The organism is Pseudomonas silensiensis, assembly GCF_050434865.1.
Lineage (GTDB): Bacteria > Pseudomonadota > Gammaproteobacteria > Pseudomonadales > Pseudomonadaceae > Aquipseudomonas > Aquipseudomonas fluorescens_W.
Window position 1 is genome coordinate 73,826 of sequence record NZ_JBNDJH010000004.1, and the last position, 14,586, is coordinate 88,411.

Sequence of the window (14,586 nt, forward strand, 5' to 3'; positions counted from 1 at the left end):
TGGATGAGCGGAATCGTCTTCGACTTTAGCCAGTTGAATGTCATCGTCACCGGCGGTACCAGCGGCATCGGTCTGGCAACCGCCAGGTCGTTTCTGGCTGCCGGTGCAAGGGTGACTGTTACCGGACAACGTGCGGCGCTTAGTGAGTATCCAGATGTGGATCTTAGTGGTCTTGATTACCACTGCCTGCAACTGGATAACAAAGGCTCAATTGCGGACTTTGCAGGTTCGGTCAAGTCTGTCGACATCTTGATCAATAACGCAGGGCATATCATGCCCGACGCTGATTTTGCCGAGGCCGTTCAAGTCAATCTGAATGCCGTCTACGAGTTGAGCGCAGCGTTGCGTCACACGCTGACCAAAAGCCTGCTTGCAGGGGGCGCCAGCATCATCAATATCGCCTCGATGATGTCCTATTTTGGCAGTCCGCATCTGCCAGGTTATGGCGCAGCGAAGGCTGGGGTCGTGCAACTGACGAAAACCCTGGCGGTGGCCTGGGCGAAGGAAAATATCCGGGTCAACGCGATTGCTGCAGGCTCGGTGCCGACCAGCATGACAGCGACCTACGCGGACAATCCATATTGGGCCAAGGTGGTCAGTGACAAAACTCCCTTGGGGCGTTGGGCTACGCCGCAGGAGATGGCCGAGCCGATCATGTTTCTCTGTTCGCCTTCGGCCAGTTACATCACCGGTCATACCTTGGTGGTCGACGGTGGTTATTCGGTCATCGATTGATCCAGCCCGGACGCGTCAGGGATACAGAGCTGCAAGCTGGCCATAACAATAAAATGAGGAGCAAGACATGCAACGTTTCAACGGGAAAGTAGCGCTTGTGACCGGTGCAGCCTCCGGTATTGGGCGTGCCAGTGCAGTGCGCCTGGCACAAGAGGGCGCAAAACTGCTGCTGGCAGACATCAATGCAGCGGGCCTTGAGTCTGTTGCCGCACAGCTGCGAGAAGCTCATGGGACCGAGGTCGCCTGTTTTACCTTTGACGCCACTGACATGCAAAGCTGCCGGGAAATGGTTGCACTGGCAGTGGCACATTTCGACCGTCTCGATGTGCTGTGCAACATTGCCGGCATTGCCGGTGGTTGGCACTTCACGCAGATGACCGATACCCAATGGCGGCGGATGCTGACTATTAACCTGGACAGCGTGTTTGCCATTTCCCAAGCGGCGATACCGGCCCTGATTGCCAGTAAAGGCAATATCGTCAATATGGCTTCCGCCTCGGCTAAACAAGGCCAGGCTTATCTGGCGGCCTATTGTGCTTCCAAGGCTGCGGTGGTTGCGTTGACCACAAGTATCGCTGTCGAGTTTGCCGCTGATGGTGTGCGGGCGAATGCGATTTGTCCGGGCGGGGTGAACACCAACATCCATGCCACCATCCAGTTCCCGAAAGATATCGATCAGAATTTGATGGCCAAGCTGTATCCACTGTCAGCCATTGCCGAGCCCGAGGAAATCGCTGCCGCTGTCGCTTACCTGGCCTCTGATGAAGCACGCTATGTCACCGGCATCGACTTCTCCATCGATGGCGGGCAAACCATGTCCTGAACGGGCATTCATCCGCGATAGCCGATTAGAATTATAAAAAATGGAGTCCATCAGTATGTCCAGTGGCTTTAGCCATCTCATGTCCCCAGGGTCGATCGGATCCATGACCCTGCGCAATCGGATCATCATGTCGCCGATGGGGTCGAACCTGGCAGAGCCTGAAGGCTTCTGTGGCGAGCGCATCGTGCGTTATTACGAAGCGCGTGCCAAAGGCGGCGCAGCAATGGTCATCATGGGATCCACGGGGGTGGCGTGGCCGCGTGGCTCAGGTAATCAACTGCAGGTGGCGATCTCTGAGGACCATTTCATTCCAGGGCTTAAGGCTGTGGCCGATGCGGTGCATGCTCACGGCGGAAAAATCGCTATGCAGTTGCAACATGCCGGAGCCATTGCGGTGAATGAGCCATTGCGCGGGTTGCCGTTGCTGGTGCCATCGATACCGACAGATAAGGCGTTTGACTGGCCCGTCGATCTGACCCCGGAAGAAAACAAGGAGATGTTCGAAGCCTTTTTCAAACCCGGTGTGGTGATCAGTCATCAGGTGGCCACTGAAGAAGATCTGGAATGGGTAATCGACTGTTTCGCCCAGGCGGCGCGTCGAGCCAAGGCTGCTGGTATGGACGGTGTTGAGATCCACGCAGGACATGGTTACTTGCTGTCCGGTTTTTTGTCTCCTTCGAGTAACAAGCGCGATGACCGCTGGGGCGGCTCGTTGGAAAATCGCGCACGGCTGTTGATCGAGGTCATCAAGCGGATCAAGAGTACCGTGGGCGCAGAGTACCCGGTGTGGTTCCGTCTCGATTCTCAAGAGTTCCTGATGGATGACGGTATCACCCTGGAAGATGCAATCGCAGTGGCCCGACTTGGCGAGCAGGCTGGCGCCGACGCGATCCATGTGACGGCGAACGCAGATAAAAGTAAGGGCATCAGTTTCACAGAAGGCCATGCCACGCATTTTCCCGGCTACTTCGTCAAAAATGCCGAGGCAATCAAGGCCGCGGTCAACATTCCAGTGATCTGCCCCGGGCGCATCGAGCCGGAAGTCGGTGATCGGTTGATCGGTGAAGGCAAGTTGGACTTTATTACCATGGCGCGCAAGCTCCTGGCCGACCCTGAGTTACCGAACAAACTCGCAATCAATCGTCCGGAATTGGTTCGTCCGTGCATCTATTGCTACACCTGCATCAGCCAGATATTTTTGGGTACCAATGTGCGCTGTGCGGTCAATGCGCAGACTGGCTATGAAAATACCGCGCCCATCATGCCCATCGAGGGTCCGCGCAAGCGAATACTAGTGGTTGGTGGTGGGCCGGCAGGTATGGAAGTGGCGCGAGTCGCGGCCTTGCGTGGTCACGAGGTACAGCTGTATGAGGCATCCAAACGTCTTGGCGGAACGGTGTTTTTCTCGTCCATTGTCTATCCGGAAAACGGCAAACTCATCAAGTACCTTGCCCGGCAGATGATCGAACTCAAAGTCTCGGTGCATTTGAACTGCACCGTCACCCCTGAGTTGGTCAGGCAGATGCAACCGGATGCTGTGGTGGTCGCGACAGGCGCCACGCGCAGCTTGATCGATTTACCCGGATCCAAATTGCCCCACGTATTCAGCGGCGATGAAATGCGCTCCATGGTGACCGGCCAGTACGGTCCTGAACTCGCTCGCAAGCTGCCAGCGTATGTTCGCTTGTTGATCACTACCGGCAGGACGCTGGGCTTTCTCCATAACGCGGCAACCATCAGCCATATGAGCGAGTACTGGCTACCGCTCGGCAAACATGTGGTGATTTACGGCGGTGGGTTGGTGGGTGTCGAACTGGCCGAGTTCCTCGCCGAGCGTGGACGCAAGGTCACTGTCATCGAGCCAGGCGTCAGCTTCGGTAAAGAGCTGATGATGGTTCGCCGCTGGCGCCTGATGGACACCCTTCGCAAGCTGAAAGTAACGCTTCTGTCGTCCAGCGATCTGCTTGAGATCAAAGCTGATCGTGTGGTTTACCGCACAGCCACTGGCCAGGTGCAATCGCGTAAGGCCGATACCGTCATCATGGCGCTGGGCGCCAAACCGAGCGGAGAAAAGCTGTCCAGGAGCCTTGAAGCCGAGTGTGCCCACGTGCACTGCATCGGCGATGCTCAGGAGCTGGGTTATATCGAGGGAGCGATCCGGACGGGCAACGCCGTTGGCCGCGCGCTCTGAGATTTTTGCCAATGTTTGGGAGTTGAACGATGAACATCTCGCCTTCAAGCGATCAAGCCGTTCGCGATAAAAATAAAGCGTTGTTCGTACGCATGCTGGGTCATCTTGGACGAAAGGAATTTGACGAGTTCGAGGCTTGCCTCGCGTCGGATATGGTTCAGGAATGGCCTTATCGCCCTGTGCCGAACATGCCCTCGAGCCTGGTTGGTAATCGCGCATTACGTACACTGATCGAGCGGGGCACGGCGCCTTTTGACCCTTATGCGTATGAGATCGAATCGATACATGACTTGCTCGATCCCAATACGCTGATCGCCGAATACAGCTCCCACACTTTTTACCATCCCACCAACAAACCTTATTCGAACACCTATCTGAGTATTTTCCGGTTTGTTGACGACAAGATCGTGTACTGGCGCGAGTACGTAAACCCGCTGGTCATCAAGGAGGCCTTGCTCGACGATTTCACCAAGCCTGTTTCGGCAGATCCGGACATGGGTGAGCCGTAATGAACGTGGCGGACACCCTGGACCAACTGCTGTCCATTGAGCTGATCAAGTGCCTGAAAGCCAGTTATTTCCGGTGTGTTGATAGCCAGGATTGGCTGGCACTCGCTGATTTGTTTACGCAAGACGCACGCTTCGACATGCGTGATGCGAGCGGCCTCCAGCATGACCCCAAGGCCTTGTGCGAGGGCCGAACGAATATCATCGCCTATTTGCGTGAGGCATTGGCCGGAGTAACCACAATGCACCATGGGCATATGCCTGAGATTGAAATAATCAGTCAGGACTCGGCGATTGGTATCTGGGCGATGGAAGATGTTTTGCACTGGTCTGAAGAGTCGGACTCGCCGCTGAGATTCCTGCAGGGTTATGGCCACTACCACGACGAGTATCGACGTGTCGCCGGGCGCTGGCAGCTCCATTCATGCCGTATCAGTCGACTGTTCGTAGAATCTCAGGAGCGCTGAGTTCGACTTGGGTCAACTGCCCTGGATAGTTTGAACATTTATGTCCGGTCACAACCGTGGAGCCCTCCCATGCAGACTATCGTTATCATCGGCGCGGGTTTCAGCGGCACGGCGACGGCGGTTCAACTACTGCGACAGAGTCCGGTCGGCCTGCATATCGTGATGGTTAACCGCACTGCAGGCATGGCCAGGGGTATCGCCTATGGAACCAATAGCCCGCATCATCGGTTAAACGTACCTGCAGGAAACATGAGTGCGCTGGCCGATGATCCGCAAGATTTTCTGCGCTACTGCCAGGAATATGATGCCTCGATCGGCGCTGCGGATTTCGTCTCGCGCAAGCGTTACGGCGATTATCTGGCTGCGCTGCTGAACAGTGCCCAAGGACAATGTCGCTCGGGAAGTACATTGACTTGTCTGGCAGGAGAAGCCTTGGCGTTACGACCATGTCAACAGGGGGCTCAGGTCGAGTTGGCCGATGGCCGGTTGATCGAAGCCGCGCATGTGGTCCTGGCATTCGGGCACTTTGCGCCACTTGACCCCAAAGGAATTGATACGGATCTGGACTCTGGTCGTTATCAACGCGATCCGTGGGCAGCCGAGGGGCTGGTATCAAACTTTGTTAATCAACCTGTGCTCTTATTGGGCAGCGGTCTGACCGCAATGGATGTTGCGCTGAGTCTTGAGCGTCAAACGCCTCACGCACCCATTTATTTGTTGTCACGCCGAGGGCTGTTACCGCTGCCGCATCGTGCGGGCCCGGTGAATACTCAAGTGTGTGATGAGCTGGTCCAGAGAATGCTGGAAGGACCCGCGACGGTGCGTTGCTACATGCAAGAGATTCGGCGCCAGGTTCGTTTGGGGGAGGGGGATGGGGTCAATTGGCGGGATGTGTTTGTAATGTTGCGCCCTCATACAGCAACGCTGTGGGCGCGTCTTCCGGTCATTGAGCGCAGACGTTTTCTTCGTCATGCCCAGGCGTATTGGGACGTACATCGTCATCGGGTGGCTCCGGGCGCTTTTCAAGCATTTCAATCCGCGGTGGCTGAGGGTCGACTCAAGCCTATGGCGGGACGTATCAAAACTCTTGAATCATTTGAGCATGGGTTACGTATAGGTATTCAGCTGCGCGGGAGTCACAAGCTTACCTACATCAAGGTGGCCCAACTGATTAATTGCACCGGGCCGAACTCAGACCTGCGACGTGTCGATGACCGGTTGATCAAACAGTTGCAAGCAGATGACCTGATCAGTATCGATCCTGATGGAATGGGTTTGCATGTTGATTCCAGTCTTGCAGTGAAAGATCGAGAGGGTCGACCTATTTCATGGTTGAGCTACGTAGGCCCAATGCTCAAGGCCGACTATTGGGAGGCGACGGCGGTTCCTGAACTGCGCCAACACGCTTGGCAACTGGCGCGGAAATTGATTGCTGGCGCAGCGCAGTAGTACCTTGTGGGGTAACGTCTCGCACGGGTAATGCGCCAAGCCAACGGTACCCCAGGTAGCCTCCCGGGTCTCAGATTTGGAATTGTTTAAGCAATTCTTGAAGTTCTCCGCCCAAGCCTGCGAGATGAGCGCTCGATTGAGCGGTCTTTTCGCTCGTGGACGCGCTTTTCTCCCCAATGCCACGTACCTGGACCATGCTGGTGCTGATCGATTTGGCAGCCGCGGTTTGCTCCTCGCCTGAGGCGGCGATCTGTTGATTCATCTGTTTGATGATGGAGACCGACTGCGTAATGCGGCCCAGGGCCGAACTGGCCTGGCCGGCGAGGTTGACGGTGCTTTGCGTCAGTTTACGACTGCTTTCCATTTCGACGACTGCCTGTTGCGCCATCCGCTGGAGAGTAGTGATCAATATCTCGATCTCTTGCGTCGAGCTCTGGGTGCGCCTGGCCAAAGCGCGAACCTCGTCCGCCACCACAGCAAATCCTCGGCCCTGATCGCCGGCCCGAGCGGCTTCAATCGCGGCATTCAACGCCAGCAGGTTGGTTTGTTCGGCGACACTTCGGATGACTTCCAGCACTGTATTGATCTGGGCGCTTTCCTGGTGCAGTTGCTGGACGGCCTGAGCGGAGTGTTCGATCCCTGTGGACAAATGATCAATTTGTGCGACGGCTTCGCGCACGACCCGATCACCCTGACGGGCCTCTTCATCTGCCTCATAGGCGGCTCGAGAGGCGTTTTCGGCGTTGATGGCGACCTCTTGAACGGTGATACCCATCTGCTGGATGGCTGAGGCGGCGTGCTCGGTTTCTGTTTTTTGTATAAACACCCCCTCACGTGTTTGCGCGGTGATGCTTGAAAGAGCTTCGGATGCACTGGCGATTTGACTTACGCCTGTACCAATTTTCCCAATCAGATTTCTTAGACTGAGCATCATGTCTTGCATGGCCGTCAACAACTGTCCAAGTTCGTCGGTACGCTCAACTTTCAGGTTTTGTCGCAGATCGCCCGCGGCGACCTTTTGGGCGAACGCGACAGTTTGCAGCAGGGGAGTAACAATCAGCCTGGAAATGATCACCGTGGCGTAGATACCTAGCGCAATTGCAAAGGCCGTCATTGCACCAAGCAATACAAAAACTTGCTGGCTATCGGAGCCCATGACTTGTTCTTCTGTTAACAGGGCCTCTTCGCTCAGCGCGGTGACAGTCTGTGCCCGTTCGATCAACCTGGCTTCGATGGCCTTGCTATCCAGACGTGCCTGATGGTAATTCTCGAAGGATTGCTGATAGCGAAACAGCGCTTCCAGAGCGCCGTTGAGTGCGTGCATCTGTTCCTCACCCAACCATACCGAGAGGTTGCGTGCCTGAGCTTGAAGCTCATCGTTGACCTGTCCCCAGGTGTCCAAGGCCTCTTGCGTCCCTTCGATGATATAGAGGCTTTCATTGCTGCGCAGGTCGAGCATGTACTTGCTCAATTTTGAGGCGCTCTCGGCCAAAGACAGAGGGTCACCGCCACGCAGTATGTCTTTGGCCAATTGTTCGTCGCGGGCAGCGTTATACATGTCTTGTTCAATGACTTCGAACTGCCGGCGTGCATCATTGGCATCTTCTGATATGACGTTACGCGCCGTTTGAGCTTTGGCCACTTGCTCAACGTAGTCTTGGAATTGTTGCCGGTAAATGACAACAGCATCAGTCATTTTTTTTAGATTCGGATCCGCTGGACCCGCTGCGTTTAGGTTGTTGATCTGAAGGGTCGCCTTGTCAAGGCGAGCGTTTACCTCCCGCACCGATTCCGCATTCCGAGTCAGAGCGAAGTCTTTTTCAGCTTGGCGTGTTTGTAAAATCTGGGTATTGACTTGAGTGAGCAACATCGCCCGTGTGTGCCTCTGAATAATAGCGTTGACTGCATATAAACCGGTGATGGCGACGGTTAACGTCAATCCAAGCACCATGCCAAACCCAAGAATTAGCTTTTTACCTACAGCCAAGTTGGCGCAGGCACGAGAGGCGACACGTAGCATCTGATTGCTCCTTATTATTCTAGAGGGATGAACTTCGTTAGCGCGCTTGCAATAGCAACAGTCAAGTTAACATTATCCCATTATTAAATTATCGGTTATTGCTCTGTTATACCTCGTCCATATGGACTAACCGATCGCACGCATTTTTACTTTTCAGGAGTAGTCCAAATAGACGATGCTCGAGAGAGCGGCAAAACTTAGGTTACTGGAGAGTAGGAGGGAATACTCGCAGTAGGTAGGTACCGCGCGTTGCGATCAACAACAATAAGAGGACGCAGCAAAATGAAGATTTCATCAAGGGTTCTCGGCAAACTGGCCCGGGTGCCGATGTCGGCAGCATTCGTTACTCTGGCCTTGCCAAATATTAGCTGTTTTGCGGGTGAAACAATAAATTTTGACAATGGCGCGAGCATGGATTACACGCTGACGGCCAACTACGGTATCGGAGTTCGCGCGGAGAAACAGTCCAGGAGAATTCTTAATCAGCTTAACGCAGACGATTCCGATCGAAATTTCGATCGTGGGAGTCTGACCACCAATCGCCTGAGTTTATTGATCGAGTCCGATCTGCATAAGGACAATTATGGGTTGTTCTTGCGTGGTAGTACTTTCTATGACGCAGTCTATAAAGGCTCAACTGATAATAAGTCGCAAAGCACGTTGAACCATGATGGCGACGCCGACGAGTTCAGTTCAGAGACTCGCAAGTGGGACGGCAGCCGCACTGTCATGCTTGATGCTTACACTTATGGGGCCTGGGATCTGGGGGGCGAAAGTAAACTCAGTGCAAAGCTGGGTAAGCATTTAGTTGCTTGGGGTGAAAACGTGTTTTTCCCGGGCATCTCGGGCGGACAGAACGGCGCAGATGCCTCAAAGAGTAACATCCCGGGGGTTGAAACCAAGGATGTACTGCTAGGTGCAGAGGCTCTCTCCAGTCAGTGGAATATCACTCAGGACTGGTCTCTGGTGGGGTATTCGCAGTTCCGTTTCCGTCCGACAGAGTTGTCGCCGACGGGCGACTATCTGTTCTCCACCGATGTCATTGGTCCGGGTTCGGAGAAGCTGTTTTTCGCGCCCGGTGTCGCCATTCCGCGCACGTCAACGGACGATGCACGTGATTCCGGCCAGTGGGGCATTGGCACTCGGTATCGAGTGACACCTTCGACGGAACTTGGCCTCTATCATATTAACTACCACGCCAAAACACCTTCTGTCGTTTTCGATCCTTCTGGCAGCTCATACCATGTGAAATACTTTGAAGATATCAAAGCCACCGCCATGAGTATTTCCACGCGCTTGGGGGATTACAGTCTGGGCGGGGAGGTCGGCTACTATCAAGGGTTACCAGTTCAAGTAAATACAGCTGGTTTGCCGCAACAAGTCCGCGGTGATGCGGTGCAAGCACAAGCCAATATATATGGATCGTTCGGACCTAACTTTATGTCTGATCAAGTGATCGTGCTGGCGGAAGTTATAGGCCAGAAATTGCTTGATCTTGATAGTAATCCGTATGGGGCGAGTACCAAAAATACTAGCCTTGCGTCTTCTACTCGTACAGGTTGGGGTTATTCGTTTGCCTATATCAACCGATATCTGGGTGTCTTCGACGGTTGGGATATGACCGTTCCGATAGCTTGGAACCAAGGGGTGAAAGGCAGCGGAGTCATACAAAGCAGTGGTCTTCTTAATGAGGGTGACAAACGTCTAAGTGTCGGTTCCAGTTTGATTTATCTGGACAATCTCGAAATCGGCGTTAAATACAATATGTTCTTCGGTGATGTCAATGATCCGAGTCAGCTGGCTGATCGGGACTTTGTCACGCTTAACGCAAAATACAGTTTCTGAACGGTATAAGAGGGTATAAAAATGTTCAGTAAATACTATTCCGGTGCAGTCGCTTGCACCTTGGCGGTAACATGTTTTGTCAGCGTTCCAGTCTGGGCCAAGGTCTCTGCTGAAGAGGCGTCCAAGCTTGGTAATGAACTGACCTGCCAAGGTGCCGAGAAGGCGGGTAATGCCGAGGGTACGATTCCTGAGTATTCAGGTAAGTGGCTCGGCAAGCCTTCGGGCCTTGCTTATGCAGGGACTGGCACACCCTACACCGACCCGTATGCGGATGAAAAACCGCTTTATGTCATCACAGCCAGCAACATGGAGCAGTACGCGGCCAAATTGACCGATGGTCAAAAAGCGCTGCTAAAAAAATACCCGGACACCTTCAATCTCCCTGTCTATAAAACGCATAGAGACTGGGCTTATCCGCAATGGATTTGTGATGTCTCGAAAAAGAATGCTGTTACGGCCGAACTTGTTGACGACGGGTTGGGTATAAAGGCAACTAATGGCAGTTCTCCATTTCCTATTCCAAAAAGCGGCCTGGAACTGGTATGGAACATGACGGTGCCTGCGGCGTCTCCTCGAGAGGTGGGAACATTCGATACGGCGGTTGTGAACCCGAGTGGCGGAATTTCCTGGGCGCGTGAGTTTCACAAAATCGTACTCAGCAAGGCCGACCCCAAGAATCGAGTGGAAACGACGGGATCAGCAGCCTGGAGTTATGGCGAGAAGCTCGTGCCTCAGCGCGACAAAGGAACCCTTACGTATGCCCGGGTTCCCTATAACTACAAATCGGATTTTCTTGATGTTTGGCAGTACAGCCCGGGCACTCGCCGTGTCCGCCAGTTGCCTAACTACGGATTCGACCAGCCCGGCCCTGGGGGATACACCACATTGGACGAGGGACAGATCTTCAATGGTTCTCCCGAACGTTACAATTGGAAGCTGGTCGGCAAGCGCGAGATCTATGTTCCTTACAACACGTATAAATTGCTCGACCCGAAACTCAAATATGCGGACTTGCTGAAGAACAAAGGGCATATCAGTCCGGAGTACACGCGATTCGAATTGCATCGGGTCTGGGTCGTTGAAGCCGAGCTAAAACCTGGTTTCCGACATCTGTATCCCAAGCGAGTCATGTACATCGATGAAGATACCTGGTTGCCACTGATGGGTGACAACTACGATGCCCGAGGGCAATTCTGGCGCACAGTTATGAACCACACGGTGTATGCCTTTGATGCTCAAACCGTTTGGCCGCATGTGGCTGTGTATCACGACCTGGTATCGGGATCTTATATTGCCGATCGCCTGACGACCGAGCAGAAACCTGTCACGTTGGTGGATGACGGCAGCCTCAAGGAAGAGCAATTCTCTCCTGATATGTTGCGCGGGGCAGGGCGCTAAAACACCAGAGGTTGTCCAGTGGTAACAGATAAGGCTCTCCAGCTAATGGGGAGCCTTTTTTGCTTGTGCGTCAGGTATTGCGCGCAAGTACTACCGGCTTGACTGTGGTGGCCTCGCTGGTGACTTGGGGTGAAAGTCCGCTATCAGAGCGTAGTCAGCAACAAGAGACGCCGGGTGCCGATGGCATGACGTCGAGTTGGCGGCCTACGAAACAGTACTGGCCGATCCTTAAGGCTCGACTACTGGCTGGCGAGTACCATCCGCAAGGTGTACGCGCGTCTGGTTCAACAGGCACTACTGCAACAGCTCACGCCGATCTTCGATGCTCTGTTCTCGGGCTACAACTATGGTTTTCGTCTGGGCAGAAGCGCTCATGAATCTATCGAAAAAGACCTGCGCCCATGTGGTGGCGGGTCACCGTTGGTGCCTGGGAGCTTAATCTGTAGAGGTTCATTGATCGGGTAAGTCACGACCTCTTGATGGCCTATATGGAGCGTGACGTCGAAGATAGGCGAGCGCTCAAACTGATCTGTCGGGACTTTGAAACCGGGATTATGTTGGTGGGATTATCAGCCAACGACAGGACGGGACACCGCTGGGCGGCCCACTCTCGCCGTTGCTGTCGAATAGGCCTTCTATCCGTATGGATGACAGTCGAGATCACTGAGAAATGCGGGAGGCCAAGCGCGGAACAATAAGCAGGTCGATGCCGATTGCACTGCCTGTTTATCGGATTGAAAGACATCAACGGGCTGGAACCGTTGTGTTATTGGGCAGGTGCCCCTTCATCATTTGAAAGGGCATTTGCTGGATGATGGATCGTATCGAGCCAGAACTTGTGATTCATTCACTGCCAGACGATCAACGAAAAATGCCTGTCAAATTGATTTGTGAGGGCGCAACACAGAGCTGACCTGGGCCTGGGGTGGTGTAATTGCACATCGCGTAGTTGTTGGGGTGAGGGTTTATCCGCGATTCGAGGACCGTTAACGTCATTGCCATGGCAATGATCGATAGCAAAACGACGAACATGTTTTCAATTCTTATTTTTGTTTTCATGCTGACTCCAGTCTGCAAACGCAATCGTGAAGGTTTTTAGTGGAGCGCCCTGTCTATCTTGTATCGAGTAGAAATTGCTCCATCTACAGGCTACGTGGGCGCGTATTTCCTGGAATCGTCCAAATGGACTACTCGTTCGAAGGTTCTGGGTTTGGTAGCGCGTAGGCGATTATGTAATCGCCCAAAGTGGTTCCCATATGGGCATGCCCGCCAGCGGCAATGATCACGTACTGGCGTCCATCATGTGATGAGACGTAGCTCATCGGCGTGGCCTGGCCACCCGCGGGAAGGCGGGCCTTCCAGAGTTCTTTGCCTGTTTTAGTCTCAAAGGCACGCAAATAGTTGTCGGTGGTTGCACCAATGAAAACCAGGCCGCTGGCCGTGACTATCGACCCGCCCTGATTCGGCATTCCTAGTTTGAGGGCAATACCGAGCGGGGCGTTGTCTTGGGTCGTGCCCAGGGGGATCTCCCACAGCCGTTGTTTGGTTTTCAGATCAATGGCCGTCAACACCCCCCACGGTGGTGGCGTGCAAGGGATGCCTAACGCAGATAGGAAAGGAGTGTTCTGCACTGCGTACGGTGTGCCGTATGACGGGTTGTACTGGGCCACACCGGCTTTTTCCTGTCGATCGGACTCGTCGCGGGGGATGAGCTTGACGATGGAGGCGATTCGGTTGGTGTTGGTGATCAGGATCTGACGCTGCTCGTCCACTGCAACGCTGCCCCAGCTGCTGGCGCCCAGGTTGCTGGGGTAATTTACGGTACCTTGCAGTGATGGCGGAGTGAAGATGCCTTCGTGGCGGTAGCGACGGAACTCGCGCAGGCACAAATGGCGGTCGATGGGTGTCAACCCCCAGATATCCTCCTCCGTCAGCACGGTGGGATGCAGGGACGGCATGTCGCTCGAGAACGGCTGAGTGGGTGAAGCTTGGTCTCCGGGTGCAGGGCCGCCGGGTACCGGGCGCTCACTCACGTTGCTGAGTGGGGTGCCCGTGCGACGGTCGAGGACGAACAGTTGGCCGGTCTTGGTGGCTTGGATGAGTGCGGGGGTCCCGTTGAACTCAGTCAGTACCGGCTGGGAAGCCACGTCATAGTCCCACAAGTCATGATGAACGGTCTGAAACGCCCAGCGGACCTTGCCAGTGCTCACTTCCAGTGCGACGACCGAACTGCTGTAGCGTTCTTCGCTCGGACTGCGCTCTCCACCGAAATAGTCAGGCGAACGGTTGCCGGTCGGGATGTAGACCAAACCCAGTTGTGGGTCTGCGCTGAACACCGACCAGGCATTGGCCGAGCCTCGGGTGTATGTATTTGCACTCTGATCGGCCTCGATGGCGCCGGAGTCCCAAGACCAGAGCGGCTTGCCTGTTCGGACATCAAAAGCCCGGACCACTCCGCTCGGTACATCGGTTGACTGGTTATCAAGCACCAGACCGCCGACCATCACGCTGTCGCCCACTACGGTGGGGGGGGAGGTGACGCTATAAAAACCTGGCTTGACGCTACCTAGGTGTTCAAGTAATGACACGGTGCCATTGACGCCGAAATCGGTGCAAGGTTTACCGGTTTGGGCATTCAGTGCCAGCAATCGTCCATCCAGCGTGGCCGCCAGAATTCGCTTCGGACAGGCCAAAGGAGAATCATTGGCCCGATTGTCGGGAGCATCGGCGTGGTAAGCCACGCCTCGGCAGGTCACTAGATAATGTCCTGAGGTATTGCTCTGCGGGTCGAACCGCCAGCGCTCTTTGCCGCTGTCGGCATCAAGGGCGATGATAGTGTTGTGCGGTGTGCAAAAATACAGGCTGTCATCGACTTTCAGCGGTGTGGCTTCAAATGCCGGCAAGTTCTTGGCGTCCTGCGTTGCCAGGTCGCCGGTACGGTACGTCCAGGCGACTTGCAGATTTTGCACGTTTTGCGGTCCGATCTGTGTGGCCGGCACAAAGCGTGTACCAGACTGCGTTCGACCGTAATGAGGCCATTGGTCGTTCGCGGGTATTTCGGCAAGTGCCATGCCAGCGAACGGCAGCAGTAGGCCGGCGACAGTCCGGCGCCGAGGCGCCGTCAGCTTGAAAAAAAGGTGCATGCAAGGCAT

10 protein-coding genes and 2 pseudogenes are annotated in these 14,586 nt (G+C 54.6%); 9 read left to right on the top strand and 3 right to left on the bottom strand.

Going from position 1 to position 14,586, the window contains the following annotated elements:
* The first annotated feature begins 3 nt into the window (after positions 1-3).
* The 6 genes from QF010_RS06930 (at position 4) to QF010_RS06955 (ending at position 6,171) form a co-directional block, all read left to right on the top strand.
* Complete coding sequence (locus QF010_RS06930) at positions 4-735, top strand: SDR family NAD(P)-dependent oxidoreductase (protein WP_429532702.1); 732 nt, start codon at positions 4-6, stop codon at positions 733-735.
* A 67-nt stretch (positions 736-802) separates the two neighbouring features.
* Entirely contained in the window at positions 803-1,558 is a 756-nt protein-coding gene (locus QF010_RS06935; RefSeq protein WP_429532703.1) for an SDR family NAD(P)-dependent oxidoreductase, read from the top strand.
* Between the two features lie 79 nt (positions 1,559-1,637).
* A complete protein-coding gene (locus QF010_RS06940) occupies positions 1,638-3,749 on the top strand; it encodes an oxidoreductase (protein ID WP_429532876.1) in 2,112 nt (703 codons plus the stop codon).
* Between the two features lie 29 nt (positions 3,750-3,778).
* Complete coding sequence (locus tag QF010_RS06945; RefSeq protein WP_429532704.1) at positions 3,779-4,258, top strand: nuclear transport factor 2 family protein; 480 nt, start codon at positions 3,779-3,781, stop codon at positions 4,256-4,258.
* Positions 4,258-4,722 carry a nuclear transport factor 2 family protein gene (locus tag QF010_RS06950; protein ID WP_429532705.1) on the top strand — a complete coding sequence of 155 codons (465 nt, stop codon included), beginning with the start codon at positions 4,258-4,260 and terminating at the stop codon, positions 4,720-4,722. The genes QF010_RS06945 and QF010_RS06950 overlap by 1 nt, the downstream gene beginning before the upstream one ends.
* 69 nt (positions 4,723-4,791) lie before the next feature.
* Positions 4,792-6,171: an FAD/NAD(P)-binding protein gene (locus tag QF010_RS06955; RefSeq protein WP_429532706.1), complete on the top strand. Its 1,380-nt coding sequence runs from the start codon at positions 4,792-4,794 to the stop codon at positions 6,169-6,171.
* Positions 6,172-6,241: 70 nt separating this feature from the next.
* Here QF010_RS06955 and QF010_RS06960 read toward each other — a convergent pair whose 3' ends face one another.
* Entirely contained in the window at positions 6,242-7,114 is an 873-nt protein-coding gene (locus QF010_RS06960; protein ID WP_429532877.1) for a methyl-accepting chemotaxis protein, read from the bottom strand.
* A pseudogene (locus QF010_RS06965) lies at positions 7,100-8,191 on the bottom strand (HAMP domain-containing protein); the annotation flags it as partial. The gene QF010_RS06960 and the pseudogene QF010_RS06965, both read right to left, overlap by 15 nt.
* Before the next feature lie 282 nt (positions 8,192-8,473).
* Here QF010_RS06965 and QF010_RS06970 point away from each other — a divergent pair.
* The 3 genes and pseudogenes from QF010_RS06970 to QF010_RS06980 all read left to right on the top strand — a co-directional run.
* Positions 8,474-10,036, top strand: coding sequence for a DUF1302 domain-containing protein (locus QF010_RS06970; protein WP_429532707.1), 1,563 nt, complete (start codon positions 8,474-8,476; stop codon positions 10,034-10,036).
* A gap of 21 nt (positions 10,037-10,057) precedes the next feature.
* Complete coding sequence (locus QF010_RS06975; RefSeq protein WP_429532708.1) at positions 10,058-11,434, top strand: DUF1329 domain-containing protein; 1,377 nt, start codon at positions 10,058-10,060, stop codon at positions 11,432-11,434.
* Between the two features lie 141 nt (positions 11,435-11,575).
* Positions 11,576-12,062: pseudogene (locus tag QF010_RS06980) on the top strand (reverse transcriptase domain-containing protein); the annotation flags it as partial.
* A gap of 559 nt (positions 12,063-12,621) precedes the next feature.
* Here the strand turns inward: QF010_RS06980 and QF010_RS06985 are convergent.
* Positions 12,622-14,577, bottom strand: a complete 1,956-nt coding sequence (locus tag QF010_RS06985) for a pyrroloquinoline quinone-dependent dehydrogenase (RefSeq protein ID WP_429532709.1) — start codon at positions 14,575-14,577, stop codon at positions 12,622-12,624.
* Positions 14,578-14,586: the final 9 nt, after the last annotated feature.

Excerpts from the sequence above, each read along its gene's own strand:
- QF010_RS06930 (WP_429532702.1), top strand. The coding sequence starts at position 4 with ATGAGCGGAATCGTCTTCGACTTTAGCCAGTTGAATGTCATCGTCACC.
- QF010_RS06935 (WP_429532703.1), top strand. The coding sequence starts at position 803 with ATGCAACGTTTCAACGGGAAAGTAGCGCTTGTGACCGGTGCAGCCTCC.
- QF010_RS06940 (WP_429532876.1), top strand. The coding sequence starts at position 1,638 with ATGTCCCCAGGGTCGATCGGATCCATGACCCTGCGCAATCGGATCATC.
- QF010_RS06945 (WP_429532704.1), top strand. The coding sequence starts at position 3,779 with ATGAACATCTCGCCTTCAAGCGATCAAGCCGTTCGCGATAAAAATAAA.
- QF010_RS06950 (WP_429532705.1), top strand. The coding sequence starts at position 4,258 with ATGAACGTGGCGGACACCCTGGACCAACTGCTGTCCATTGAGCTGATC.
- QF010_RS06955 (WP_429532706.1), top strand. The coding sequence starts at position 4,792 with ATGCAGACTATCGTTATCATCGGCGCGGGTTTCAGCGGCACGGCGACG.
- QF010_RS06960 (WP_429532877.1), bottom strand. The coding sequence starts at position 7,114 with ATGCAAGACATGATGCTCAGTCTAAGAAATCTGATTGGGAAAATTGGT.
- QF010_RS06970 (WP_429532707.1), top strand. The coding sequence starts at position 8,474 with ATGAAGATTTCATCAAGGGTTCTCGGCAAACTGGCCCGGGTGCCGATG.
- QF010_RS06975 (WP_429532708.1), top strand. The coding sequence starts at position 10,058 with ATGTTCAGTAAATACTATTCCGGTGCAGTCGCTTGCACCTTGGCGGTA.
- QF010_RS06985 (WP_429532709.1), bottom strand. The coding sequence starts at position 14,577 with ATGCACCTTTTTTTCAAGCTGACGGCGCCTCGGCGCCGGACTGTCGCC.